General features: G+C 65.1%; 28 protein-coding genes. 14 read left to right on the plus strand and 14 right to left on the minus strand.

The genetic code is table 11. From position 1 onward, the window contains the following. Positions 1–3: 3 nt before the first annotated feature. The 5 genes from tilS to GVL61_RS04690 form a co-directional block, all read right to left on the minus strand. The gene (gene tilS / locus GVL61_RS04670; RefSeq protein ID WP_159977505.1) at positions 4–978 is read right to left on the minus strand and encodes a tRNA lysidine(34) synthetase TilS; all 975 of its coding nucleotides are present in this window, start codon (positions 976–978) and stop codon (positions 4–6) included. Between the two features lies 1 nt (position 979). Continuing rightward, a complete protein-coding gene (locus tag GVL61_RS04675) occupies positions 980–1,939 on the minus strand; it encodes a tol-pal system YbgF family protein (RefSeq protein ID WP_235037526.1) in 960 nt (319 codons plus the stop codon). Between the two features lie 127 nt (positions 1,940–2,066). Then, positions 2,067–2,942, minus strand: coding sequence for a helix-turn-helix domain-containing protein (locus GVL61_RS04680; protein ID WP_159977507.1), 876 nt, complete (start codon positions 2,940–2,942; stop codon positions 2,067–2,069). Positions 2,943–3,138: 196 nt separating this feature from the next. Further along, positions 3,139–5,412, minus strand: a complete 2,274-nt coding sequence (gene ptsP, locus GVL61_RS04685; protein WP_159977509.1) for a phosphoenolpyruvate--protein phosphotransferase — start codon at positions 5,410–5,412, stop codon at positions 3,139–3,141. Positions 5,413–5,579: 167 nt separating this feature from the next. Next, positions 5,580–5,735, minus strand: a complete 156-nt coding sequence (locus GVL61_RS04690) for a YdcH family protein (protein ID WP_082057986.1) — start codon at positions 5,733–5,735, stop codon at positions 5,580–5,582. Between the two features lie 254 nt (positions 5,736–5,989). Here GVL61_RS04690 and GVL61_RS04695 point away from each other — a divergent pair, with 254 nt between their 5' ends. The 5 genes from GVL61_RS04695 (at position 5,990) to nadA (ending at position 9,698) form a co-directional block, all read left to right on the plus strand. After that, entirely contained in the window at positions 5,990–6,187 is a 198-nt protein-coding gene (locus tag GVL61_RS04695) for a YdcH family protein (protein ID WP_159977511.1), read from the plus strand. A 182-nt stretch (positions 6,188–6,369) separates the two neighbouring features. Then, on the plus strand, positions 6,370–6,837 hold the full coding sequence (locus GVL61_RS04700) for a DUF1465 family protein (RefSeq protein WP_159977513.1): 468 nt from the start codon (positions 6,370–6,372) through the stop codon (positions 6,835–6,837). A gap of 74 nt (positions 6,838–6,911) precedes the next feature. After that, the gene (locus GVL61_RS04705) at positions 6,912–7,808 is read left to right on the plus strand and encodes an MBL fold metallo-hydrolase (protein ID WP_159977515.1); all 897 of its coding nucleotides are present in this window, start codon (positions 6,912–6,914) and stop codon (positions 7,806–7,808) included. Positions 7,809–7,884: 76 nt separating this feature from the next. Continuing rightward, complete coding sequence (locus GVL61_RS04710; protein ID WP_159977517.1) at positions 7,885–8,619, plus strand: hypothetical protein; 735 nt, start codon at positions 7,885–7,887, stop codon at positions 8,617–8,619. 92 nt (positions 8,620–8,711) lie between these two features. Then, positions 8,712–9,698: a quinolinate synthase NadA gene (gene nadA, locus GVL61_RS04715; protein ID WP_159977519.1), complete on the plus strand. Its 987-nt coding sequence runs from the start codon at positions 8,712–8,714 to the stop codon at positions 9,696–9,698. Between the two features lie 4 nt (positions 9,699–9,702). Here the strand turns inward: nadA and trxC are convergent, their stop codons facing one another. The 5 genes from trxC to GVL61_RS04740 all read right to left on the minus strand — a co-directional run bounded on the left by trxC (position 9,703) and on the right by GVL61_RS04740 (position 13,128). Continuing rightward, positions 9,703–10,146, minus strand: a complete 444-nt coding sequence (trxC, locus tag GVL61_RS04720) for a thioredoxin TrxC (RefSeq protein WP_159977521.1) — start codon at positions 10,144–10,146, stop codon at positions 9,703–9,705. Between the two features lie 28 nt (positions 10,147–10,174). After that, positions 10,175–10,723, minus strand: coding sequence for a pseudouridine synthase (locus tag GVL61_RS04725; protein WP_159977523.1), 549 nt, complete (start codon positions 10,721–10,723; stop codon positions 10,175–10,177). Between the two features lie 4 nt (positions 10,724–10,727). Continuing rightward, complete coding sequence (locus GVL61_RS04730; RefSeq protein ID WP_159977525.1) at positions 10,728–11,666, minus strand: DMT family transporter; 939 nt, start codon at positions 11,664–11,666, stop codon at positions 10,728–10,730. 206 nt (positions 11,667–11,872) lie between these two features. Further along, positions 11,873–12,859: a TerC family protein gene (locus tag GVL61_RS04735; protein WP_159977527.1), complete on the minus strand. Its 987-nt coding sequence runs from the start codon at positions 12,857–12,859 to the stop codon at positions 11,873–11,875. A gap of 83 nt (positions 12,860–12,942) precedes the next feature. After that, complete coding sequence (locus GVL61_RS04740; RefSeq protein WP_159977529.1) at positions 12,943–13,128, minus strand: DUF465 domain-containing protein; 186 nt, start codon at positions 13,126–13,128, stop codon at positions 12,943–12,945. A 358-nt stretch (positions 13,129–13,486) separates the two neighbouring features. Here GVL61_RS04740 and GVL61_RS04745 point away from each other — a divergent pair, with 358 nt between their 5' ends. The 6 genes from GVL61_RS04745 to GVL61_RS04770 all read left to right on the plus strand — a co-directional run bounded on the left by GVL61_RS04745 (position 13,487) and on the right by GVL61_RS04770 (position 16,674). Next, the gene (locus GVL61_RS04745) at positions 13,487–14,401 is read left to right on the plus strand and encodes an SPFH domain-containing protein (RefSeq protein WP_159977531.1); all 915 of its coding nucleotides are present in this window, start codon (positions 13,487–13,489) and stop codon (positions 14,399–14,401) included. Between the two features lie 7 nt (positions 14,402–14,408). Continuing rightward, positions 14,409–14,630, plus strand: a complete 222-nt coding sequence (locus GVL61_RS04750; protein ID WP_159977533.1) for a toxin-antitoxin system HicB family antitoxin — start codon at positions 14,409–14,411, stop codon at positions 14,628–14,630. Beyond that, positions 14,611–14,880, plus strand: a complete 270-nt coding sequence (locus GVL61_RS04755; RefSeq protein WP_159977535.1) for a hypothetical protein — start codon at positions 14,611–14,613, stop codon at positions 14,878–14,880. Before GVL61_RS04750 ends, GVL61_RS04755 begins: the two co-directional genes overlap by 20 nt. A 44-nt stretch (positions 14,881–14,924) precedes the next feature. Next, entirely contained in the window at positions 14,925–15,869 is a 945-nt protein-coding gene (locus GVL61_RS04760; protein ID WP_159977537.1) for a right-handed parallel beta-helix repeat-containing protein, read from the plus strand. A 73-nt stretch (positions 15,870–15,942) separates the two neighbouring features. Next, a complete protein-coding gene (locus GVL61_RS04765) occupies positions 15,943–16,299 on the plus strand; it encodes a hypothetical protein (protein ID WP_159977539.1) in 357 nt (118 codons plus the stop codon). Between the two features lie 63 nt (positions 16,300–16,362). Continuing rightward, on the plus strand, positions 16,363–16,674 hold the full coding sequence (locus GVL61_RS04770) for a hypothetical protein (protein ID WP_159977541.1): 312 nt from the start codon (positions 16,363–16,365) through the stop codon (positions 16,672–16,674). Positions 16,675–16,750: 76 nt separating this feature from the next. Here the strand turns inward: GVL61_RS04770 and GVL61_RS04775 are convergent, their stop codons facing one another. After that, positions 16,751–17,623, minus strand: a complete 873-nt coding sequence (locus tag GVL61_RS04775) for a dienelactone hydrolase family protein (RefSeq protein WP_159977543.1) — start codon at positions 17,621–17,623, stop codon at positions 16,751–16,753. 157 nt (positions 17,624–17,780) lie between these two features. On the opposite strand from GVL61_RS04775, the gene GVL61_RS04780 reads away from it, so the two are divergent. Beyond that, complete coding sequence (locus tag GVL61_RS04780) at positions 17,781–18,731, plus strand: alpha/beta hydrolase (RefSeq protein ID WP_235037527.1); 951 nt, start codon at positions 17,781–17,783, stop codon at positions 18,729–18,731. On the opposite strand, the gene GVL61_RS04785 is transcribed toward GVL61_RS04780, so the two are convergent. The 3 genes from GVL61_RS04785 to GVL61_RS04795 all read right to left on the minus strand — a co-directional run bounded on the left by GVL61_RS04785 (position 18,718) and on the right by GVL61_RS04795 (position 21,091). Next, on the minus strand, positions 18,718–19,119 hold the full coding sequence (locus tag GVL61_RS04785; RefSeq protein WP_159977545.1) for a VOC family protein: 402 nt from the start codon (positions 19,117–19,119) through the stop codon (positions 18,718–18,720). The two genes, GVL61_RS04780 and GVL61_RS04785, sit on opposite strands and share 14 nt — an antisense overlap. A gap of 69 nt (positions 19,120–19,188) precedes the next feature. Further along, complete coding sequence (purU, locus tag GVL61_RS04790; RefSeq protein ID WP_159977547.1) at positions 19,189–20,043, minus strand: formyltetrahydrofolate deformylase; 855 nt, start codon at positions 20,041–20,043, stop codon at positions 19,189–19,191. A gap of 13 nt (positions 20,044–20,056) precedes the next feature. After that, positions 20,057–21,091, minus strand: a complete 1,035-nt coding sequence (locus tag GVL61_RS04795; protein WP_159977549.1) for a nitronate monooxygenase family protein — start codon at positions 21,089–21,091, stop codon at positions 20,057–20,059. Between the two features lie 143 nt (positions 21,092–21,234). Between GVL61_RS04795 and GVL61_RS04800 the strand changes: the two genes are divergently transcribed. Continuing rightward, positions 21,235–21,621, plus strand: a complete 387-nt coding sequence (locus tag GVL61_RS04800; protein ID WP_159977551.1) for a hypothetical protein — start codon at positions 21,235–21,237, stop codon at positions 21,619–21,621. Between the two features lie 345 nt (positions 21,622–21,966). After that, entirely contained in the window at positions 21,967–23,502 is a 1,536-nt protein-coding gene (locus GVL61_RS04805; protein ID WP_159977553.1) for a catalase, read from the plus strand. Positions 23,503–23,609: the final 107 nt, after the last annotated feature.

Here is a 23,609-nt window from a genome sequence, read left to right on the forward strand (position 1 = left end):
TCTTCAGCGCTCGCGCCGGACCGCCCTGACCGGGGCTTTCGCAAAGCTCCAGCCCCCCGCATTGGGCCGCGCCACCAGATTGCCGATTGAGGCAGGCCGCCCTGAGACAAGACTTTCGAGCAACCGGGCGATGGCGCCGCCCCGCGCCTCCTCACCGTCCAGCTCGCGCACGATCCGCGCGAGAACGCGCAAGACCACCGCGCGCGGAGCCTGCGGACGGTATTTGAGGCCCATCGGCTCCTTTTTCACGCAGGACCGCCATTCGAGCGCGGCCATCCAGTCGAGCGCCGCATCGGCCTCTGCGATATGCGCCGCGCTCTGCGCAATGGCGGAAACGTCCAGCCAGTCCGCATCGGCCAGCGCCTTGCGGATGCGCACGCGGTCGAAGCGGTCGTTGGCGTTGCTGGGATCTTCCGCCGCGACCAGCCCGGCGCTGCACACCACTTCGCCAAGTTCGGCGCGGCGCCACGCCAGCACCGGACGCAGCAGCGGCAAGGCCGCGCCCGCCACCGTGCCACGCGCGCGCGCGCCGGCAAGGCCCGCGACGCCGCTGGCCCGGTTGAGGCGCATCAACAGGGTTTCAGCCTGATCGTCGGCCTGATGGCCGGTCGCCAGTGCGGCAAGGCCTCGCTGTCCCGCCCAATCCGCCAGCGCACCGTAGCGCGCGGTACGGGCCTCGGCCTGGACATTGCCGGGGGCAACTTCGACTGTCAGCGTGGCATGGGGAACGCCAAGACCGGCGCAGATCCGCGCCACCTCCACCGCTTCCGCCGCGCTTTCGGGACGAAGTCCGTGATCCACCGTCGCCGCCTCGACCCGTCCGGGCAGCGCCGCCCGGGCCAGCAGCAACAGGGCAAGGCTGTCAGGTCCACCGGACACGGCAAGGCCCAGCCGAGCGCCCTCCTCGTCCACACCCTCAGGCCAGAGCGCCGCCAGACCGGCACGAAACCGGCCCGCGGCGTCTTCCTCTATGGGCATGTCAGGCGCAGGACAGTCCACTGCGGGTCGAGCTGTAAAGACCGCCCAGGCGTCCAGCCGCCTCGGCCGCATAAGTCTCGCTGAATTCGGCCAGCGCGATGCAGGCGCGCTTGGTGTCCTTGAGCTGCTTCATCGAGACGGCAAGGTAGAGCAGACTGTCGGAAGCACGGTCGCCGCGCTTGTCGGCCTGGAAGTTCTGGAGGAACCACTTGGCTGCCTCGCTCGGATTGTTGTCGTCCAGATAGGCGCGGCCGAGCAGATTGCGGCCCCAGCTGGCGCGCACGTGCTTGGGGTACTTGCTGAGGTACATCTTCAGCTGCTGCTGCGCTTCGGGATAGAACTTCGCTTCCCAGAGGCGGAAGCCGTAGCTGTACTCGTCGTCGCCGGCGTCGGCGCTCTGCGGCTTGACGATGGCCTTCACCGCCTCGATCCGCGAGGACGTCGCCGCGACCGGACGCGAGGGCGCCGCGCTTGGGGCCGCCGCGATGGGCCGGGGCGTGACGGGCGCCGCCGAAACGCCGCCGCTCATCGCGTTGAGATTGCTCTGCGATGCGGGCGGCGCTGCGTCCATCGGCAGCGGCGCCGGCGCGCCTGCAGCGAGCCTGGCTTCGAGCTGGCCGATGCGGTTAGTGTTCTGTTCAACCTGCGAGGTCAGCTGCGCCATCTGCGCTTCCACCGCGTCCATCCGTGTGAGCAGATCGGTGACGGGCGTGCTGGCGGGCTGGCCGGGGGCGGTGACAGGGGCCGGCTTCGAGGTGATCTCGGGCTCGAAGAACTTGCCGTCCGCGCCCGGGAAGACCTTGCGCTGCAGAGCGCGCACTTCGGACTCGACCTTGCCCAGCCGCGCGTTGGTGTTCGCATCCTGAGCGAAGGCAGGGGCCGCTCCGCCAGCGAGGATCGACACCGCCGCAGCCGTCGCCAACCAGCGTGTCGTGCGCATTGCGCCAAAGGTACGTTTCATCGCCAAATCAACTCCGTGCCGGAAAATCGCGAGCCGCAGCTATGGCAGCGGCCGGCGGAACCGGGAATTAACCAGTGGACTGGTCCGGGCGTGTTGCCTGAAACAGCCCCCGCCTGTCGAGGCAGTGCTAGTTGGAAACCGTGGAAATCGGCGCAGGCGCTGCCCCCGGCTGACCGGTGCCGGTTGCCGCCGGTGCAGGCACCGCAACAGGCGCGGTAGCCGGATTGGCGCGGGCAAGCAGGTCTGCCGCGACAAGCGAAACGCCCGTCACCAACTGCGGCTTGTCCGAAAGCGGCGGCAGCGCCTTGCCGCCGACCGAAATCTGCAAGGCATCGGGGCGGCCGGTGCGCAGCTTCAGCCCGGCAACGCCTGCCGGCGCGGTCCAGCTCTCACCCTTGGCGAGTTCCTTCTGCAGTACCTGCGCCCCAGTGCCATCCGTAACCTTGAGCCAAACCTTATCGCCTGTCGCCGTCAAAACCACCGGGCCGTTCGTGGGCGCGAGCGGCGGAGGAGGCGGGGCGGACGCTACCGGCGCAGCGGTTTGCGCCGGCTTGTCGGCGATGAGATCGGGCAGCGCGCCCTGCGGCGAAAGGAAGCTGCTCCAGAACACCAGGAGGACCACGACCGCAACCAGCACGCCCGCTGCGGCAACCCAGGCGAGACGCCGGGTGGGCACGCGCGCGGGATCGCCCGGTTCGAAGATGGGGACAGTTTCGTGCCGCTCGGGCATCTCGGCTTCAAGCTGTTCGCGGATCTTCGCCGCGATCACTTTTTCGTCGAGGCCGACGGCGCGGGCATAGGCACGCGCGAAGCCTACCGCGTAAGTGCGCGCGGCGAGATCGCCCAGCCGGTCCTCCTCGATGGCGAAGAGATGACGTTCGGCGACCTTGGTCTGCGAGGCGATGTCGGCACGGCTGAGGCCGGCAGCTTCACGCGCCGCGCGAAGCTGGGCTCCGGCGCTCTGCGACTCTCGCGCATGACCTTGGGATTCGACGTTTTCCATTCTGCTCCAGAAGGGTGTGGTAAATGCGACCTGACCCGTAACTAACCAAACCGTCTGACGAGGCAAAGTCAATCAGCGCACCGTCAATCGCTTGAAAATTATGAGGCCAAAACTGCACTTTGCGCGATTTCAGGAGAACAACTAGCGAACCTGCCCTCTACAACCGGCCTTGGACAGGCCCGCTCCAACTGCTCCCTCAGTCGACATGAATATCGCGCTGTGCCGCCCAGGCGACCATCTCGGCACGCAGGTCGGCGGGCGGTGCGGCCATCCAGCCATCCATGGCGGCGGTGATCTCGGCCAGGTCCACCTTGCCAACCAGTTCCTTGATCGGGCCGACCGCTGCCGGGGTGATCGACAGGCGCCGGATACCCAGCCCCAGCAGCGCCAGCGCTTCCAGACGGCGCCCGCCCATTTCACCACAGACGCTGATGTCCACCTTCGTGCCGGCAAGAGTGCCTACCACCCGCTTCAGGAACCTGAGGATCGCCGGGCTGAGCCAGTCGTAACGTTCCGCCAGCTTGGGGTTGGAACGGTCGGCGGCGAACAGGAACTGGGTGAGGTCGTTAGTGCCGATCGAGAGGAACGAAATCTTCGGCGCCAGCAGGTCGAGCTGTTCGGCCAGCGCCGGCACTTCGAGCATCACGCCGTAACGGATCGCGTCCGGCAGCACTTTCTTGCGCTGGCGCAGATAGGCAAGCTGGCCTTCGAACACGGCCTTGGCAGCGTCGAACTCCCACGGCTCCGCGACCATCGGAAACATGACGTTGAGCTTGCGGCCTGCGGCAGCCTCGAGCAGCGCGCGGGCCTGAACCTTGAGCAGACCGTCGCGTTCGAGCGCAACGCGCAGCGCGCGCCAGCCCATCGCCGGGTTCTCCTCACCCTCGCCGTCGTCGTGACGAAGGTAGGGCAGCGTCTTGTCGCCGCCGATATCGACCGTGCGGAACACGACGGCACGCTCTCCGGCGGCGTCCATGACATCCCGGTAGAGGCGGGTCTGCTTCTCGCGCTGGGGCAGCGTGGCAGAGACGAGGAACTGGAACTCGGTGCGGAACAGACCAATGCCATCGGCGCCGGTGAGGTTGAGGTTGGCGACATCGTCGCGCAGCCCGGCGTTGATCATCACGTTGATCCGGGCGCCGTCGCGCGTGGTCGCCTGCACGTCGCGCAGACCGGCATAAACAGCCTGACGTTCACGGCTCCTGGCAAATCGGGCGTCGAACGCCTCCAGCGAGCCGGGCGAGGGACGCACGATGGCGGTGGCCTGATCGGCATCAAGCAGGATCTGGTCGCCTTCGCGCACGACGCCGCGCAGGCCGCGCACGCGGCCCAGCACCGGCACGCCCATGGCACGCGCGACAATGACGACGTGGCTGGTGAGCGAGCCTTCCTCAAGGACAACGCCCTTGAGCCGCCGCCGGTCGTATTCGAGGAGTTCAGCAGGACCGAGGTTACGCGCGATCAGGATCGCATCGTTGCGCAGGCCCATCGAGGCCGCCGTGCCGATCTGGCCCGAAACGATGCGCAGCAGCCGGTTCGCCAGATCCTCCAGATCGTGCATGCGGTCTGCCAGCAGGGGATCGTCGATCTGGCGCATGCGCATGCGGGTACGCTGCTGCACCCGCTCGATCGCGGCTTCGGCGGTGAGACCGCTGTCGATCGCCTCGTTGATGCGGCGTGTCCAGCCTTCGTCGTAGGCGAACATGCGGTAGGTCTCGAGTACCTCCTCGTGCTCGCCCCCGACACCGAATTCGGCCTGTCCGGCCATGCGGTCGATCTGTTCGCGCATGCGGTCGAAAGCGGTGATGACACGCTGCCGCTCGGCTTCGGTGTCCTCGGCAACGATATGCTCGATCGTGACGCGCGGCTGATGGTAGACCGCCACGCCGAGCGCGAGGCCCTTGACCAGCGTGAGCCCATTCAGTTGCACCGGCCCGGTCTGACCCGCGCTCAGCGCGCGCGCATCTTCCTCGTCGATGAGATCGGCATTGGTGATAAGTTCGGAAAGAACCATCGCGACCGTCTGCAGCGCTTCGATCTCGACTTCTTCGTAGCGGCGTGGCTCGACATGCTGGACGCACAGCACACCCACCGCGCGTTCGCGCCGCACGATCGGCACGCCGGCGAAGGAGTGATACTTGTCCTCGCCCGTTTCGGGGCGATACGAAAAGTCCGGGTGCGCGGCGGCTTCGGCCAGGTTGAGAGTGCCGGTCTGATCGGCGATCGTGCCGACAAGCCCCTCACCCACGGCCATGCGTGTGACGTGCACGGCTTCCTGGGCAAGCCCGCGCGTTGCGAAGAGTTCCAGCATCCCCTCTCGCAGAAGGTAGATCGAGCAGACCTCACTATCGAGGCTCTCTCCGATCACTTCCACCACGTTGTTGAGCTTGGACTGCGCATTACTGCGCGAGGCCATCACCTCGTGAAGGCGGGTGAGGATGGTTCTGGCTGCTTCGACGGCTCCACTCATGCCCTGACGAGTAACGCAAAGGGATCGCTTTGGGAACGCAGCGGATGCCGTCGATTCAGGTAATTGGTATTATGTCGGGGATCTCCGGTGCGACCGGTGCATTTGTGAGGGCGTAAAACGCCCCGGCGGCCTGGCCTTCAGCTGATAAGGCTGCTCAGGATCGGCGGTCAAAATCGCCCGATCTCCTCCTTGAGCGCGAGCTTACGCTTCTTGAGGGCCTGGACAACCACGGCATCAGGCATCGGACGGCTCAATTCCTCGTGGATCTGCCGTTCGATGCCGGCATGCTTGAGCTGAAGAGCGCTGACGTGCGAACTATCCATGGACGGTTCCTCCTTATGGGGCCGGACCTTATGGCGAACGAACTTGTGTCGAGTGACCCGAATTGGCGACTCGGCTTCGATGATCCGGCGCAAAACGGAAGGAACCACATCCGGGGCACCTTGCGAAGACTCGTAATGCTTCATATCGGTGAATCGTATGAATCCTGCGCTGGGCAGGATTCGCGCCGTGCACTGCCCCGAGCCGTGCACGGACGGTCGCTCCAGCGCGTATTTTGTGATTGAGGAATTCCGGCGTGACCGAAGAGGAAATGCGTAAGCGCCTCGAAATCCTGAAGATTGAGCATCGCGATCTCGACGCAGCGATCGACGCCCTGATGGGCGCCGGGTCGGGCGATCAACTGCAGATCGCCCGCATGAAGAAGCGCAAACTGCTTCTGAAGGACCAGATCAGCCAGGTCGCGGATTATCTGATCCCGGACATCATCGCCTGAAGCACCCACTCCGGCTCCCCCCGGACGCCCCTGCAACCTGAGATTTTGCGCCGATTCCGGGTAATTCCGGTTAACGCATATTCTCCATCAAGCGTGCCGATAGGGGACAGCGGTTTTTTTGCGCCGGATTTTGGCCGCAGCGTAGTTGCCGCCGACTCGCGGTTCGGAAATATGAAACTGTCATGTCCGAACCGGCCACCATCAATCCACGCATCGTCGAGGCGCTATATTGCGAGGCGCTGCTTCTCTCGGACGAAGTGCGGGCGGCCTTCACGCTCTCGGACAAGCTGGACAGCGACTATGCGCAAGACGAGGACCTCGCCCGCATCTCACTTTCAAGCGAGGGGTTGCGCACGACCACGCGAATGATGCATGCGATCGCCTGGCTGCTCAATCACCGGGCTTACTTCCGGGGCGAAATCAACGAGATGCAGCTTCGCCGCAATGGCCGCCTGTCCCCCGACATGCGCCTTTCCGACTCGCAGGAGAGCGCCCTGCTCTCCCCTGCGACCACGCGACTGGTGGATGCCACGCGTCGTTTCTACGAACGGCTACTGCGCCTCGACCAGTCCTGGCGCTTCACCGAACTGGCCGCTCCCAGCGCCTTGCAGAGCCTGCGCGACCGGATCGAGCGCCGCATCACGGGCTGAGCACACTGGCAGGGGACGGCGCCCTGCGCGGCAAGCGTCTCGACAGGCTGCCCGGCAAACCCCATATCGCCGCCATGGACGCAAACCAGATCGGCGCAACCCAAATCGACCGGCCCTACACCGTGGCCGAACGCATCGGCCCGCTCGTCAGGCGGGTGCTGGCGCGCAACCCTTCGCCGTTCACTTATACCGGCACCCAGACCTACATCGTGGGCGAGGCCGGCGAAGTCGCGGTGATCGATCCCGGCCCGGACGAGCCGGAACACATCGCCGCGCTGGTCGAGGCGATCGGCAACGACCGGGTAGTGGCGATCTGCTGCACCCATACCCACCGCGACCACTCACCTGCCGCTGCGCCGCTCAGCGCGATCACCGGCGCGCCGATCGTGGGCTGCGCCCCGCTGGTTCTGAACGACGACGGCCCGCGCGCCGATGCCTCCTTCGATGCCGCCTACACCCCCGACCGGGTGCTGGCCGACAACGAGGCGCTCCAGGGCAAGGGCTGGACCCTGCGCGCCATCGCCACACCCGGTCACACCTCCAACCATCTGTGCTTCGCGCTGGAGGAAACCGGCGCGCTGTTCACCGGCGATCACGTGATGGGCTGGTCCACCAGCGTCGTCTCCCCGCCCGACGGCGACATGAGCGACTACATGGCCAGCCTTGCCCGCCTCTACGAACGTGAGCAGGACGTGGTCTATTACCCCGCGCACGGCGCCGAAGTGACCAAACCGCGCCAGCTTGTGCGCGGCATGATCGGTCACCGCCGCCAACGCGAGCGCCAGATTCTGCGCCAGATCGAATCGGGCCAGAGCCGGATCGTGGAAATGGTCCCGCTGATGTACAAGGGCGTCGACGAAAGACTGTGGCCGGCAGCGGGTCGCTCCGTACTCGCCCACCTGATCGACCTGGAAAAGCGCGGCATTACAGCACGGCATGAAGACAACTGGTCGCTTGTCGCCCCGAATTAGGCTTTCAACGACAAGTATTGGCCAAAAACACTATTGGCTTTATTATCCGCCCTCATAACAGGGTGGGTGAAAATTCATGGCAACCGCAGCCGGGGCAAAGGTAGCACGCATCTCGTTCTGGGCGAAGATGTCTATCGGCGTCAGCGCCTTCATCGTCCTGGGCTTCGCACAGTTCGGTCTGCGCGGCCTCGTTTCTTACACGAAGGTACCCGCGATCTTCCATGCCCACGCGGTGGCGATGCTTGCCTGGCTTGGCCTGCTGGTCACCCAGTCGCTGCTGGCGGGCCGTGCCGGTGTGGGTGGCGGCCGCACGGGCCTTACCCTGCACCGCAGGATCGGCTGGGCGAGTGCGGTGATGCTGCCGCTGATCGTCGTTCTGGCCAGCCTGACCTGCCTGACCGCCTTGCGCACCGAGTTCTACCCGCCGTTCTTCACGCCCGCCTATTTCCTCGCGCTCGTCCATCTTGGGGTAGTGGCTTTCGCGGCCCTTGTCCTCACCGCGGTCGCCCGGCGGGGGCAGGCGGACTGGCACAAGCGGTTGATGATCGGCTCCACGGTGATACTGATGGACCCTGCCCTGGGCCGGGTTCTGCCGATGCCTTTCATCATGCCCTGGGGCGAATGGCTGTCGATGGTGATCCAGCTTGCCGTCGTTCTGATCGTCGCACGGCATGACCGCCGCGTGCTCGGCGGGGTACATCCGGCGACCACCGCAGTGATGCTGGTGATCGTGCTGAACCACGTGCTTGTCGAACTTCTGGCGATATCGCCGTGGTGGATCGGGTTCGCCGGTCGCTTTACCGCAGCCTGATTGCGCATTTTCCCCTTGGGTCCGGGCGCTCCCGCCCCTAGATAGGCGGCGTCCCGGCGCAAGGACCGGGGCGTAATACCAGAGGGAATGCCATGACCGTTATGCCAGCCGATCTTTCCGGCATAGACGTGCGCGCCGAGATCGAGCGGCTGCGCAAGGAACGCAATGCGGTCATTCTTGCCCATTACTACCAGCGCCCGGAACTGCAGGACCTTGCCGACTTCGTGGGCGACAGCCTCGAACTGAGCCGAAAGGCCGCCGAGACCGACGCCGAAGTCATCGCATTCTGCGGCGTGAAGTTCATGGCGGATACCGCCAAGATCCTTTCCCCCAACAAGATCGTGGTGCTGCCCGACATCAACGCCGGGTGCAGCCTGGAAGATTCGTGTCCGCCGGAAAAGTTCAAGGCTTTCCGCGAAGCACACCCCGATCACATCGCGCTGACATACATCAACTGCTCGACCGAGGTGAAGGCGCTGTCCGACATCATCGTCACCAGTTCCAGCGCCGAGACGATCCTCCAGCAGATCCCGCTGGACCAGAAGATCATCTTCGGTCCCGACCGGCACCTGGGCGGATATCTTTCCCGCAAGTTCAACCGCGAGATGCTGCTGTGGCCGGGCGTGTGCATCGTCCACGAGGCGTTCAGCGAGACCGAACTGCTCAAGCTGCGCGCCCAGCACCCCAATGCGCCGATCGCCGCGCACCCGGAATGCCCTCCGCACATCGTCGACCATGCCGACTATGTGGGCTCGACCAGCGGAATCCTGCAGTATGCCCGCACGATCTCGCAGGACACGCTGATCGTCGCGACCGAGCCGCACATCATCCACCAGATGCAGCTCTCCATCCCCGACAAGACCTTCATCGGCGCGCCCGGCGCAGACGGCAACTGCAACTGCAACATCTGCCCCTACATGGCGCTCAACACGCTGGAAAAGCTCTACATCGCCCTTCGCGATCTGACCCCGCGCGTGGAAATCGAGGAGCCCTTGCGCCTCGCCGCCAAGAAGAGCCTCGACCGCATGCTGGAAATGGCGAGCGGCACCGTGGGTAAGGGCGACCTCGGCACGCGGTGAGCGGTCAGGCGCCCGCCGCCTGCCGCGCCCACGAGACGATCGCGCTGGCCGGCATGGCGCCGGACTGGCGCGCAATCTCGCGGCCCTTGCGGATAAGGATCATCGTCGGGATCGAGCGGATTGCATAGCGCCCGGCAATCGCGGTTTCCGCTTCGGTATCCAGCTTGCCGAGACGCATCTGCGGTTCGAGCTGCGAAGCGGCTGCGGTGAAGGCCGGGGCCATCTGCTGGCACGGACCGCACCAGGACGCCCAGAAATCGACCAGCAGAGGCAGGTCACTCCTGCTCGCATGGGCATCGAAGTTGGACGAATTCAGCGTAACAGGCCCTGCGCCGAACAGCGCATGACCGCACTTGCCGCATTTGCCGCCCGCGCCCAGTCGGTCGGCGGGCAAGCGGTTGGAAGTCGCGCAGATGGGGCATACGACGATCAGGCTGTCTTGAGGCACCGGTCTGTCTCCCTTCCCGTAATCCGGATCAGAATTCGACTTCGCGCCATTCGCCCGGCGCCACACCCTCCAGCGACCAGTCGCCGACGCGCCAGCGCACGAGGCGCAGGGTCGGATGGCCAACGGCGGCAGTCATGCGGCGGACCTGGCGGTTGCGGCCCTCGTAGATGGTGACCTCGATCCAGCAGTCGGGCACGCTCTTGCGGAAGCGCACTGGCGGAGTGCGCGGCCACAGCTCCGGCTCATCGATGCGGCGGGCCTTGGCGGGGCGGGTCATGCCGTCGTTCAGCGCTACGCCTTTGCACAGCGACTCAATGGCGGCCTCGTCCGGCTCGCCCTCCACCTGAACGAGATAGGTTTTCGCAGTCTTGAAACGCGGGTCGGCGATGCGCGACTGCAGGCGGCCGTCGTCTGTCAGCAGCAGCAACCCCTCACTATCGCGGTCGAGCCGGCCGGCGGGATAGACGCCGGGCACATTCACGAAATCCGAAAGCGTCGCGCGCGGCGTGGGCGAGCGCAGATCGGTGAACTGCGAGAGTACATCGAACGGCTTGTTGAACAGTACCAGTCGCGCCATGCCTTCAATTCCTTGCAGCGGGTTTGTCGCCGGCCCTTGCGAGCACCAGCGCGAAAGCGAGCAATACCATGCCCGCCACATCAAGCGTGCCCAGCGTCTCCCCGAAGGCCAGCCAGCCCACCGTCGCGGCGAGGGCGGGCTGCGCCATCAGCGCAAGTCCGATGATCAGCGGCGGAAAGTGCCTGAGCGAATAGATCAGGAAGCCCTGCCCGATCAACTGGCTGGAGATGGCCAGCGCGATTAGCGGGGTCCAGTTGCGGGGCATGATCGTCTCGCCGAGCAAGACCGCGATGACGAGCATCACAGGCACGCTGGCGGCCGTCGATACGGCAAGGAGCGAATACTGCCCCAGCCGTTCGCGTGCGGCATTGAGCATGATGATGTAGACCGCGTAGAATGCCCCGGCCAGCACGCAGAACAGGTCTCCCACGAGGTTGGCGTGACTGATCTCCAGCGATCCCCCCATCAGCATCCCCGCCCCGCCGAGCGCAGCGGCAATCGCGGCGATCTCAAGCGCACGCGGCGCACGGTGGGCAGTGAACAGGCCCCAGACCATCACGATCAGGCTCCCCGAATTGCCAAACAGCGAGGCATTGCCCAGCTTCGTCTGGACGATGCCGACGTGCCATGCGGCAAGGTCCAGCGCGAAGAACACGCCCGCCGCCAACACAAGGATCAGCGTTCCGCGCCCCATGCTCCGCTGAGCAGAAGGTTCGCGCGACGCCAGCAGCACGATCACCGGAAGCGCCAGCGTAAGGCGCCAGAACCCGGCGGCAACCGGGCCGGTGTCCGAGAGGCGCACCAGCCATGCCCCCAGCGCCAGCGCGACATTGGCCGCCAGCAGCGCCAGCAGATGACGCGGTGTCCAGTCATGCCCGGCGGAAGGTGGGGCGGGTGAATGGCCCGGGACTGGGGCAGATACTGGTGAGGAGGGCACGGTCATCGCTGCGCGTCCTAGCGGCCTTGGGAGGGCTCCGCACCTGTATAATTCAGGCACTTCGGCAGTGCGTTGCCCCCCCCCAGCTCAACAACGTCGTGAAGGACCAGTGCAACCAGTTCAGTCTGGCGACCTTCGCCGGCTTGTCGGCCGGACCTCGAACAGTGACCGAGCGGCATGCTTCGGTACGCAGGAGCCGCTCGGCTTGACGGTCAGGCGGGGTCTTCCGGCGCCGCCTGACCGCGTGTCTTCCACAAGGACCACACCACGCCGCCCGCAATCAGCGCCAGCGTCACCGCAAGGCTGAGCAGCGGCGGGAACTTAGCCCCGCCCAGCGCGAAGTCGGCGATCAGGATCTTGCCGCCGATGAACACCAGCACCAGCGCCAGCGCATACTTGAGGTAGTGAAAGCGATGCACCATCGCCGCCAGTGCGAAGTACAACGCGCGCAGGCCCAGGATCGCCATGATGTTCGAAGTGTAGACGATGAAAGTGTCGGTCGTGATCGAGAAGATCGCCGGCACCGAATCCACCGCGAAAACAAGATCGGCAAGGTTGATCACCACAAGCGCCAGGAACAGCGGTGTCGCGGCCCAAACCAGAGTGCCTTTCGCATTGGCCTCACGCACGAAGAAATGCTCGCCGTGGTGTTCCTTGGTTACGCGCATGTGGCGTGAAATCCAGCGGATCGCCGGGTTGTTACCGATGTCCGGGGCTTCGTCGCTGGTAAACAGCATCTTCACGCCGGTGAAGATCAGGAACGCCGCGAAGATGTACATCACCCAGTACGCCTCCGAGACAAGCGCCGCGCCGCCCGCGATCATCAGGCCGCGCAGCACGATCACCGCCAGGATACCCCACAGCAGGGCACGGTACTGGTACTTGGGCGCGATCGCGAAGAAGCCGAAGATCATCGATATGACAAAGACATTGTCGATCGAGAGCGCCTTCTCGATGAAGTAGCCGGTGTAGTAGTCTATGGCCGGCGCCGAGCCCTTCGCCCACCAGATCCAGCCGCCGAAGGCCATGGCGATGGCAATGTAGAACAGCGACAGTTTCAGCGATTCGGCAATGCCCATCTCGCGGTCGTCCTTGTGCAGGACGCCGAGGTCGAAGGCGGTGAGAATGAGCACAAGAGCGGCAAAAGCCAGCCAGAACCAGGCAGGGGTGCCCAGCCAGAGTGTGAAGAGAAATTCCATGAATTTACGCCCGAACTAAGCCGGTCAAGGCTGAGGGAAACACAAGACACCGGCACACCGCGAGGGCGTGCCGGTGCATAAGGTTACAGGCCCGCTGCGAGGTGCGGGGGGAACGCGAAAAGTCGCGCGAGCCTGTCCCTGAGTCTGCGTTTGCGTTTTTCCAGCCTGGCGACCTCCACCGGGTCGACAAGGCGTTTCGCCCTGGTGCGCTTGATGGCGGCGTCCAGCTTCTGTTGAAGCTCGAGCAGGCGGTACATGCGGTCAGTCATTTTCAAATCCCTATCGAACTTGAGTTGGTTCGATCGGATGAAGCGGTGCGAAGGTTGCGTTACAAATCAATGCAGGAGCTTTGATGCTCCCTGACTTGCACAACTGGAACCTGCATCGGTTTCACCCGATGCGGTCCGACATCACGAGGTGCAGACATGACATACTGCACTTCGCCAGAGGGGCCCGGCCCGCAGTTCGCACATTACGAGCGAATCGATCCGATTTCAAGAGTGCAAGATCACACCCTTCCCCGGCAGACCCGGACGACGGGGCCCCGCGCCTGTCCAGCCTCTGCGCATCGTTGACGACCTACGAAAAACCGATATTAAAGTGATATCACTTTAAAGGGGTCCGCCGATGTCCGATTCGCATCTGCCCATTAACGCCAGCCGGGAGCATCTTGCCTCCACGCGCAGCGGCTACGTCATGCTTGTCGTATTCCTGTTTCTGCTGGTGGCGATCATCGCGGCCATAGCCACCCTCGCCTCTAGCGCCGACCCCGGACCGGGCAGGATCGTCGGCTTTCTCGCCTTTCTCATCCCCGCCATCGTCGTCCAGTTGCTGATCGTCTCGGGCTTCTACATGGTCCAGCCAAACCAGGCGGCCGCCATCACCCTGTTCGGCAGCTATCGCGGCACCGACCGCATCGCCGGCCTTCGCTGGGTCTGGCCGTGGATGGCCAAGACCAAGATTTCAGTCCGCGCCAACAACGTCGTTTCGGAAAAGCTCAAGGTGAATGACCTGCGCGGCAATCCGATCGAGATCGCCACCAACGTGGTCTGGCGCGTCGCCGATACCGCGCAGGCACTCTACGACGTGAATGACTACAAGGCCTTCGTGAACGTTCAGATCGAGGCCGCCGTGCGCTCGATCGGCTCGCGCTATGCCTATGACGATGTCGAGGATGCCGAGATCACCCTGCGCGGCAGCCATGCCGAGGTGAACGCCGAATTGCGCACCGAACTGATCGCGCGCCTGCAGGTTGCCGGCCTCACGGTCGACGAATGCGGCCTCACCCACCTCGCCTATGCGCCCGAGATCGCTGGGGCCATGCTGCGCCGACAGCAGGCCGAAGCGGTGATCGGCGCGCGCCGCAAGCTGGTGGAAGGCGCGGTCTCGATGGTCGAGATGGCGCTGGCGCAGCTTTCCGAGAAAAACGTGGTCGAACTCGACGACGAGCGCCGTGCGGCCATGGTCTCCAACCTGATGGTCGTGCTGTGCGGCGAGCGCGAAGCACAGCCGGTCCTCAACGCCGGCACACTGTACCAGTAAGCTCCCGATGGCGTCGCCCGGCAAGAAGGCCTTCCCGCTCCGTCTCGATCCGGCGCTGTACCAGGCGCTGGAGCGGATGGCCGCGACCGACTTCCGCTCGGTCAATAGCCAGGTCGAAGTACTCCTGCGCGAAGCTCTCGCCCGGCGCGGGGTGAAGCTCGAAGTCGCGGAGCCGCCACGTCGCGGCCGGCCACCCAAGGAGACGAACGATGATCCCCATGACGAATGAACCCGGCGCCTGGTTCGCGCCCAAGCGCTACGGCTATGGCGCCGGCCTGCCGATCGCCTGGCAGGGCTGGCTGGTGATCGCCAGCTATGTCGCCGCGCTTGCCGGTATCGGCATGCTCGATCACATGGGCAATGCCGGGGGCCGGGCGGCGGCATTCGCGCTGTTCCTGCTGGTTACAGGCCTGTTCGCGGTCGTGGCCGCGAAACGCACGCGCGGCGGATGGAAATGGCGCTGGGGCGAGCGGGACTGAAGCCGTTTACCCTTTGGCTGCATAGCCGCGCTACTCTCCCGGGAATGACCCGGCTTTCCCGACTCGCTTTCGCCTGTGCAGGCCTGCTTGCGGCCTTTCCCACTGCCGCGGCCCCGGTCCAGCAGACGCCCTATACCGTGATCGAAACCGGTCGCAGCTATGCCCGGCTTCAGGACGCGGTGGATGCCATTGGCGACGGACGCGGGACCATCCGCCTCGCCTCGATGCGCTTCGCCGACTGCGCGGTGCAGAGCGCGGGCGACGTCACGTACCAGGCTACCGTCCCCGGCCAGTCGATACTCGACGGCGTTGCCTGCGAGGACAAGGGCGCGCTGGTGCTGCGCGGACGGGCAGCACGGGTAGAGGGCCTCGCGTTTGCGAACATCCACGTCGCCGACCGCAACGGCGCCGGCATCCGTCTCGAACGCGGCAACCTGTCGATCGGCCAGAGCTGGTTTCGCGACAGCGACCAGGGCATCCTCTCCGCCGATGACCCGGCCAGCACCATCACCATAGACAAGTCCACCTTCACCCGGCTCGGCACTTGCGAAGGCCCAGGCTGCGCCCATTCGATCTATGTCGGCAACTACGGCGCGCTGACCGTGACGCGCAGCCGCTTCGAGGAGGGCACCGGCGGTCACTACGCCAAGACCCGGGCGCAACAGGTGGCCATTCTGGGATGCAGCTTCGACGATTCGCGCGGGCACGGGACCAACTACATGATCGATCTCGCCGACGGCGCCGCCGGGCGGATCACCGGAAACTGGTTCGTCCAGGGCCGGGACAAGGCAAATTATTCAGCCTTTATCGCCGTCGCCGCCGAGCACCGCAGACACCCCTCACGCGGTCTAACGATAGAGGGCAACGACGCGCGCTTCGCCCCCGGCATCCAACGCCGCAGCGCCTTCGTCGCCGACTGGTCCGGCGATGCCCTGAACCTGGGTGAGAACGTCCTGGGCACGGGCCTGATCCGCTACGAAAAGCGATAAAAGGCCCCCTTCGGCCCATTGGGGGAAGCAGCCCGACCTTGCCACCGACGTCCTCGCCCCCTAGCTCGGGGTGATGGCATATGCCTTCGCCTTGCTGGCGCGTCTGCGCATCTGGCCTCTGCTGCTGATTGCCGCCATCGGCATGCAGGCGGCGGAGCCTATTCGCGCGCCGTTGGAGCGGGTGCAGGGCTCAGCTTTCAGCGCCTCGACGCTCGACGTAGCGCTCGGCACTGCCCGGCGGGTTCAGGGCCAGCAGGCGGCGCCGGCGCAGCCACTTCCCCTGATGCCAGTCGCCGTGGCAAGCGTAGTCGCTGCGACAGCCCGCTTCGCCATTGCCCCTCCTACGCACCAGCGCCCAGAGGCGCGCGGCCCACCGCCGCGCAGCCACCCGGCGCGCCTTCCAGACAGCACCGCTCCCCCCATCGCCTGAACCGGCCGAGACCCGGCGCGCCTACGCGCGCTCTGATCCCCACCGTTTTCAGGAAAATTTTACATGGCTATCGAATCCACGGGCGTGGTTGACGCCCCCGTGCATGCTGACGAACGCGCGCAAGTCACCCTATTGCTTGCCCGCTATCCCGACTTGTCCGAGCGCGAGCTCGACGCGGTCAACAACTGGTTCAAGCGTACCGCCGGGCCGCTCGACGTCGGGCTGCTCGCCAGCGACACGACCATCGCCGAGCAGTACCGCGCCTATCGCAAGGATCATTACGACCGCTTCTCAGCCAAAGACATCGGCATCGCCGCCCTGTTCCTTGCCATTACCGCCTGCATCGTTGGCATCATCGCGATGATATCGAGCTGATGTGCGGCGCCGGAGCGCAGGGCTGCCCCCCGTGCCTGCGCTCCGGTCAGCCTCTAAGGCTGCTTACCTGACCGGCCTAGAGCTTTGCGAACAGCGTCAGCATGTGCTGCCAGGCCCGGTCCGCCTCGCTGGGATCATAGGCGGGGGAATCGGGCACGCACCAGCCATGGTCGGCGCCGTAAACTTCGATCTGGGCGGGGCGACCGGCAGCGTCGGCGGCCTTGCGCAGCTCGGTCTTGGCCTCGGGCTGCTTCGCATCGTCATTACGGGCGATGGCGAAGAGGTAGCTGGCCTTCGTGCTGGCCAGCAGTCGGTGCGGGCTATCCGCCTCGCCCGTCACCAGTCCGGCGCCGTGCAGCGAGGCTGCCGCGCCCACGCGGGCCGGAACCGCCGCCGCGGTGCGCACGGTGAAGGGACCGCCCATGCAATAGCCATTGCTGCCGATCCCGCGCTTCCTGTCGACGGCTTCCTGCCCGTCGAGGAAAGCGACATAGGCGCCGGCATCGCGCGTGATCGCATCGGGAGTGAGCAAAGCCCGCATCGGCGCGATCTTCGCCTGCCCCTCGGGCGTGCGATATTCCGAGAAACTCTTCATCACCGGCGCCGGCCCGGAGCGGTAATACTGGTTCACCACCAGCACCGCATAGCCCTGAGCAGCAAGGCTGCGGGCCATTATCTTCTTGACGTCGCGCAGGCCCGCGATGTCCGGCCACATGACGATACCGGGGTGCGCGCCCTTGCCGGGGTGGACGAAAAACGCGTCGCACACGCCGTCCGCCGTGGTGATGGAAACCATCTTTTCGCTGACAGAGGACCCGCCCTCCGCCGCGATGGAGCCGGAGCAGCCGACCAGTGCCGCGCTTGCACCCAGCGCGGCGAACTCGCGCCGGTTGAGGCCGCGCCTGGCGAGATGGACCGTTTCGGCCTCGGCGGTGAATTCGTCACACATGCATCTGTCTCCACAAAATCTGCCCGCAGCGCCGGCAAGGTACTCAGGGTTCATGCCGGAAGCGAGCCCCCGCTTCGCCCCGGCGGCTTTTTCGCACGGCATGGACAGCACGCGGCCCTTGCGACACTTTCGCGCCGACAGAAACAAGGGTGGGAGAATGAAAGTGAGCACGCTCGATCTGGTCGATCCCGAACTGCTGCCCGGACTGGAAATGCTGCCGGCCTTCACCTTCAACGCCGAGACGCTGGGCCAAATCCGCCAGATGATGGGCCTGCGTCCCGCCCCGCAGGCCGAGGAACTGGGCTGCGTGATGGAGCGACACCAACTTCCCTCACCCGAAGGCCACGAAGTTCTGGTGGTCGTCTACCGGCCCCACGACATGCCCGCGCAGGCACCGGCGATCCTGCACATCCACGGCGGCGGCTATGTCATCGGTTCAGCCGATACGATGTCCCTTGCCAGCGCCGCCTTGGCGCTGGAGCTGAACTGTCTGGTCGCCTCGGTCGATTATCGCCTCGCGCCCGATACCGTGCATCCCGGCCCGGTGGAGGATTGCTATCTCGCGCTGCAATGGCTGCACGCACAGGCCGATGCCTTCTCCATCGACGCCGCCCGCATCGCGATCACCGGAGAGAGCGCAGGTGGCGGCCTCGCGGCGGCACTGGCGCTGCTTGCCCGCGACCGGGATGGTCCAGCAATCTGCCACCAGCACCTGATCTACCCGATGATCGACGACCGCACCTGCCGGGAGAGCGCCGGCCCGAACACCGGCCACCACGTCTGGACGCCCGAATCGAACGTATTCGGCTGGACCTCGCTGCTCGGGGTGCCTGCCGGTAGCGCGGGCGTATCCCCCTATGCCGCAGCATCGCGCGCCGAAGACCTTTCAGGCCTTCCGCCTGCGTTCATCGCCGTGGGCGCGTTGGATCTCTTCATGGAGGAGGACATCGACTACACCCGCCGTCTCACCCGCGCCGGGGTTCCGGTGGAACTGCACGTCTATCCCGGCGCCTACCACGGCTTCGACATGGTGAGCGACGCGGCCATTTCTCGCCAGGCCCGTATGAACTCCCTCGCCGCGTTTGGCCGGGCGTTCAATTGCCGCTGAAGTTCAGTTCCAGATTGACCGCGTTGGGGTCGGTCAGGAAGATCTGCCGCAGGCCGACGTGCGCAAGGTCGTTGATACGGTAGTCGACCGACATTTCCTCCAGCCGCTCGCACGTCGCGGCAAAGCCTTCGCAGCGCAGGGCGACATGATGAAGGGCATTGGTCAGCGCCCCGGGGCGGTATGCCTCGAAGCGATCGCCAGCCGAAAGACGGTCGACAAGGTGGACGATCGGATGGTCGGTCGCATCGCGCATCCAGTATCCGGCGATGCCCATGCGGATCGCGGGGTTCTCGCTGCGCCGAAGGCCCAGGAGGCGCTCGTAGAAACTGGCCGTCGCCTCGAGATCGTCGGTCAGGATGTTGACGTGGTCTATGCCACTGACCTGCATGGCGCTCTCCCCTTATCGTTACGGGCAGTCTCGCGCATGGCGGGCTTCACGGCAAGCCGCTTTGCGGCCTCAGCTCCTGAACACCACCGTGCGCGAACCGTTGATCAGCACCCTGTCTTCCAAGTGAAGGCGCACTGCTTCGGCCAGAACCCGGCGCTCGATGTCGCGGCCTTTGCGTACCATGTCCTCGGGCGTGTTGGCATGGGTCACGGCCTCCACGTCCTGATGGATGATCGGGCCTTCGTCGAGGTCGGCGGTGACATAGTGCGCGGTTGCACCGATCATCTTCACGCCGCGCGCATGGGCCTGGTGATAGGGCTTGGCGCCTTTGAAACCGGGCAGGAACGAGTGGTGGATGTTGATGCAACGGCCCGAAAGCCAGCCCGCCATCTCGTCCGAGAGAATCTGCATGTAGCGCGCCAGGACCACCAGTTCGGCGCGGGCATCCTCGACCAGCGCACGGACTTTGGCTTCCTGCTCGGCCTTGGCGCCCTTTTCCACCGGCAGATGATAAAAAGGAATATCACCAATCATCAGCGTGTTCACCGCATCGCGCGGGTGGTTGGAGACGATCGCCACCACCTCCATCGCGATCTCGCCGATACGCTGGCGGTAGAGCAGGTCGGCCAGGCAGTGGTCGAACTTGCTGACCATCAGCAGCACCCGGCGAGGCCGGTCGCGCCGCAGCATCGACCAGGCCATCCCATATTCGTGCGCTATGGGGCCGAAGCCTTCGCGAATTTCCTCGCGGTCGGCCACGCCTGGATCAAAGGCCACGCGCATGAAGAACTTGTCTTCGGCGAGGTCGTTGAACTGCTGCGCCTCGATGATGTTGCAGCCCATTCGGGCAAGATAGCCCGTCACCCGCGCAACGATGCCCGGACGGTCGGCGCACGAAAGCGCAAGGATCATCGGTTCAGGCATCGCGCGCGTCCCTTCAGGCGGCGATGACGGGCGCGCCGGCGCGGTTGCCCAGCGCAGCTTCGCTCTCGGCCATGAGCGCGGCGATGATCTCGGTCACCGGCTCTTCCTTGCTGACCATGCCGACCGACTGGCCCGCCATGATCGAACCGCTCTCGATATCGCCGTCGATCGCGGCGCGGCGCAGGGCGCCGGCCCAGAAACGCTCGATCTGGAGCTGGGCTTCGAGCATGTCGACTTCGCCGGCATCGAGCAGCTTCGCCACGGCAACCTGCTTGGCGGTGAATTCCTCGGTGCCCTTGTTCTTGAGCGCGCGCACCGGGATCACCGGCAGGCGCGGATCGACCTGTACCGACGCAACCGCCTCACGCGCGGATGCACGGAAGAAGGCCTTCTTGAAAGCCGGGTGCGCAACCGATTCGCTGGCGCAGGCGAAACGCGTGCCCAGCTGAACGCCGGCGGCGCCCATTTCGAGGTAGCCCGCGATGGCCTCGCCCCGGCCGATGCCTCCGGCCACGAACACGAGGTGATCTGCTGCCAGCGTGGGCAGGATTTCCTGTGCGAGGACCGAGGTGGAAACCGGGCCGATGTGGCCGCCCGCTTCCGAGCCTTCGATCACCAGCGCGTCCGCGCCCGAGCGCAGCAGCTTCTTGCCCAGCGCCAGCGTGGGCGCGAAACAGATCACCTTGGCGCCGCTGTTCTTGATCGCCTCGACGCTGCCCTTTGGCGGAATTCCGCCGGCCAGCACCACATGGGTGACGCCGTGACGCGCGCAGACGTCGATCAGTTCGAACAGGTCCGGGTGCATGGTGATGAGGTTTACGCCGAAGGGCTTGGCGGTGAGCGTCTTCGTCGCGGCAATCTCGGCGTCGAGCAGCGCGGGCGTCATCGCCCCGCAGGCGATCACGCCGAAGCCGCCGGCATTGCTGATCGCCGCGACGAGATTACGCTCGGAAACCCAGGACATCGCGCCGCAGAGGATCGCAGTTTCGCTGCCGAGGAATTCACATCCGCGCGCCATCAGCGCCGAAGTCTTGGAATATGCGGTCATGAGTTTCCCATAGCCCGGGTTTTATACAGTGTTGCGCCATAGGATGACGAATCGCCCTGCACAAGCGGCCAGCGGCGGAACCAAGGGACGACTCGGAAGTTCCATTGCGCCATAAACAGGAAAATTCCAGGGGCCCCTCCACCATGTACCAAGACGACGAACCGCTGAACTCCTTGGGAACGCCCCGAAAGTTTGCCTCCATCAAATCGGCCATACCCGCGATGCCGCATGCGGGAGCTGCCAGTGACGGGTCGGAAGAAGACATGCTGTTCGAGGATATTCTGGACATCGAAGGCCCACTGCACCTCGCCATGAACTCCGTCGCCGGCTTTGGCGCGCCCGCGGTCGGGCAAATCGACAAAGGCATCGGCGAACTGGCGGGCCGCATTTCCGATGCCGATTTTGCGCAGCTGCGGACCCAAGCGCAGGCGCTGAACACGGCAATCGATGCCGGGGATGCGGCGCAAGTTCGCGCCAGCCAGGCCGCGATCATCGAGACCCTTACCTCGCTGCGCCGGGCGCTCGCATAACAGATTGCCCTGCCGGGTCGTTCCGCCCTTCCCTGCCCTGCCCGGCGGCGCCTTGGCTCCCCGCCCGGCAAGTGTCTTTTCAGGATGGAAACCTTGCTTTGCCGCCACCGTTCCTGGCTGGCCAAGGAGGCTGCGCATGCTCGGGCGAGTAAACTAAAGCACCGCGCCAAATTGGTGAAATGTCAAAAGGTTCCCGCCCCGCTTATCGCTTTTGCCGATCACAGATAGAAGGTCGCATGCCTTCTCGCCTTATTCACACTCCGGTAAGAGCGGCAGCATATAGGCGGCAGCAAAGCTGACTTCATAACAACCTAAAACCATGACAACCCACGAAGGAGTCTCGCGATGAACGGATCTAATCCCGGCGGCGGCAAGTGCCCTTACGGCCACGGCGACACCCCTCTCGCGGCGACCCCGCTGACCACCCAGTTCGGCGCCCCCGTGGTAGACGCATCCAATTCGATGACTGCCGGTCCGCGCGGCCCCCTGCTGATGCAGGACGTGTGGCTGCTGGAGAAGCTGGCCAACCTCAACCGCGAAGTCATCCCCGAGCGGCGCATGCACGCCAAGGGTTCGGGCGCGTTCGGCACGTTCACCGTCACCGGCGACGTGTCGAAGTACACCCGCGCGAAGTTCCTGGGCGAAGCAGGCAAGCAGACAGAACTGTTCGCCCGCTTCACCACCGTGGCCGGTGAGCGCGGCGCGGCCGATGCCGAGCGCGACATTCGCGGCTTCGCGGTGAAGTTCTACACCGAGGAGGGCAACTGGGACATGGTCGGCAATAATACGCCGGTCTTCTTCGTGCGCGACCCGCGCCAGTTCGCCGATCTGAACAAGGCCGTGAAGCGCGATCCGCGCACCAACCTGCGCAGCGCCACCAACAACTGGGACTTTTGGACTCTGCTGCCCGAGGCCCTGCACCAGGTGACCTACGTCATGGGCGACCGGGGCATCCCTAAATCCTACCGACACATGGACGGCTTCTCCAGCCACACCTACTCGTTCTATAACGAGGCGGGTGAGCGCTTCTGGGTGAAGTTCCACTTCAAGACCCAGCAGGGCCATGCTCACCTCACCGACGCCGAAGCGGCCGAAGTAGTGGCAGGCGACCGCGAATCGAACCAGCGCGACCTCTACGACGCGATCGAGCGCGGCGACTTCCCGAAGTGGAAGGTCATGGTTCAGATCATGGCCGAAGAAGAAGCGGCAACCTGCGGCTTCCACCCCTTCGACCTCACCAAGGTCTGGTCGCAGAAGCTTTACCCGCTGATCGAGGTCGGCATGATGGAACTGAACCGCAACCCGGAGAACTTCTTCGCCGATGTGGAGCAGAGCGCCTTCTCGCCTTCGAACCTCGTCCCCGGCATCGGCGTCTCGCCCGACAAGATGCTGCAGGCGCGCCTGTTCGCCTATTCGGATGCGCAGCGTTACCGCCTTGGCGTCAACCACCACCAGATCCCGGTGAACGCTGCGCGCTGCCCGGTGTTCAACAACCACCGCGACGGACAGGGCCGGGTCGACGGCAACTACGGCGGACTGCCGCACTACCACCCGAACTCGTTCAGCCAGTGGCAGGGCCAGCCGGAATTCCGCGAGCCGCCGATGAAGGTCGACGGCAATGGCGACTTCTGGAACTTCCGCGAAGACGATGACGACTACTACAGCCAGCCGCGGGCGCTGTTCCACCTGATGGACGATGCCCAAAAGCAGCGTCTGTTCGAGAACACCGCTAGGGCAATGGGTGATGCGCTGGACTTCATCAAGCAGCGCCACATCGACAACTGCACCCGCTGCGACCCGGCCTACGGCGCCGGTGTGGCGGCAGCCCTGGGCATGAGCGTCAATCCAGCGCTCTCGCCCCAGCCCGAACTGGCCGACTGAGGCCAAACCGGCTCCCTCGGTCCCGCCGCTTCCCCCCTCCGGCGGCGGGGCCAACGGAAAAGCCCCATGTGCGAGAGATCGCGCATGGGGCTTTTTAGTATCCGTGC

Source organism: Novosphingobium sp. 18050 (genome assembly GCF_902706195.1).
Taxonomy (GTDB): domain Bacteria; phylum Pseudomonadota; class Alphaproteobacteria; order Sphingomonadales; family Sphingomonadaceae; genus Novosphingobium.

Bases quoted from the DNA above. Each gene is read 5' to 3' on its own strand.
- tilS (WP_159977505.1), bottom strand. From the start codon at position 978: ATGCCCATAGAGGAAGACGCCGCGGGCCGGTTTCGTGCCGGTCTGGCG.
- GVL61_RS04675 (WP_235037526.1), bottom strand. From the start codon at position 1,939: ATGAAACGTACCTTTGGCGCAATGCGCACGACACGCTGGTTGGCGACG.
- GVL61_RS04680 (WP_159977507.1), bottom strand. From the start codon at position 2,942: ATGGAAAACGTCGAATCCCAAGGTCATGCGCGAGAGTCGCAGAGCGCC.
- ptsP (WP_159977509.1), bottom strand. From the start codon at position 5,412: ATGAGTGGAGCCGTCGAAGCAGCCAGAACCATCCTCACCCGCCTTCAC.
- GVL61_RS04690 (WP_082057986.1), bottom strand. From the start codon at position 5,735: ATGGATAGTTCGCACGTCAGCGCTCTTCAGCTCAAGCATGCCGGCATC.
- GVL61_RS04700 (WP_159977513.1), top strand. From the start codon at position 6,370: ATGTCCGAACCGGCCACCATCAATCCACGCATCGTCGAGGCGCTATAT.
- GVL61_RS04705 (WP_159977515.1), top strand. From the start codon at position 6,912: ATGGACGCAAACCAGATCGGCGCAACCCAAATCGACCGGCCCTACACC.
- GVL61_RS04710 (WP_159977517.1), top strand. From the start codon at position 7,885: ATGGCAACCGCAGCCGGGGCAAAGGTAGCACGCATCTCGTTCTGGGCG.
- nadA (WP_159977519.1), top strand. From the start codon at position 8,712: ATGACCGTTATGCCAGCCGATCTTTCCGGCATAGACGTGCGCGCCGAG.
- GVL61_RS04725 (WP_159977523.1), bottom strand. From the start codon at position 10,723: ATGGCGCGACTGGTACTGTTCAACAAGCCGTTCGATGTACTCTCGCAG.
- GVL61_RS04730 (WP_159977525.1), bottom strand. From the start codon at position 11,666: ATGACCGTGCCCTCCTCACCAGTATCTGCCCCAGTCCCGGGCCATTCA.
- GVL61_RS04735 (WP_159977527.1), bottom strand. From the start codon at position 12,859: ATGGAATTTCTCTTCACACTCTGGCTGGGCACCCCTGCCTGGTTCTGG.
- GVL61_RS04740 (WP_159977529.1), bottom strand. From the start codon at position 13,128: ATGACTGACCGCATGTACCGCCTGCTCGAGCTTCAACAGAAGCTGGAC.
- GVL61_RS04745 (WP_159977531.1), top strand. From the start codon at position 13,487: ATGTCCGATTCGCATCTGCCCATTAACGCCAGCCGGGAGCATCTTGCC.
- GVL61_RS04750 (WP_159977533.1), top strand. From the start codon at position 14,409: ATGGCGTCGCCCGGCAAGAAGGCCTTCCCGCTCCGTCTCGATCCGGCG.
- GVL61_RS04755 (WP_159977535.1), top strand. From the start codon at position 14,611: ATGATCCCCATGACGAATGAACCCGGCGCCTGGTTCGCGCCCAAGCGC.
- GVL61_RS04760 (WP_159977537.1), top strand. From the start codon at position 14,925: ATGACCCGGCTTTCCCGACTCGCTTTCGCCTGTGCAGGCCTGCTTGCG.
- GVL61_RS04765 (WP_159977539.1), top strand. From the start codon at position 15,943: ATGGCATATGCCTTCGCCTTGCTGGCGCGTCTGCGCATCTGGCCTCTG.
- GVL61_RS04770 (WP_159977541.1), top strand. From the start codon at position 16,363: ATGGCTATCGAATCCACGGGCGTGGTTGACGCCCCCGTGCATGCTGAC.
- GVL61_RS04775 (WP_159977543.1), bottom strand. From the start codon at position 17,623: ATGTGTGACGAATTCACCGCCGAGGCCGAAACGGTCCATCTCGCCAGG.
- GVL61_RS04780 (WP_235037527.1), top strand. From the start codon at position 17,781: ATGAAAGTGAGCACGCTCGATCTGGTCGATCCCGAACTGCTGCCCGGA.
- GVL61_RS04785 (WP_159977545.1), bottom strand. From the start codon at position 19,119: ATGCAGGTCAGTGGCATAGACCACGTCAACATCCTGACCGACGATCTC.
- purU (WP_159977547.1), bottom strand. From the start codon at position 20,043: ATGCCTGAACCGATGATCCTTGCGCTTTCGTGCGCCGACCGTCCGGGC.
- GVL61_RS04795 (WP_159977549.1), bottom strand. From the start codon at position 21,091: ATGACCGCATATTCCAAGACTTCGGCGCTGATGGCGCGCGGATGTGAA.
- GVL61_RS04800 (WP_159977551.1), top strand. From the start codon at position 21,235: ATGTACCAAGACGACGAACCGCTGAACTCCTTGGGAACGCCCCGAAAG.
- GVL61_RS04805 (WP_159977553.1), top strand. From the start codon at position 21,967: ATGAACGGATCTAATCCCGGCGGCGGCAAGTGCCCTTACGGCCACGGC.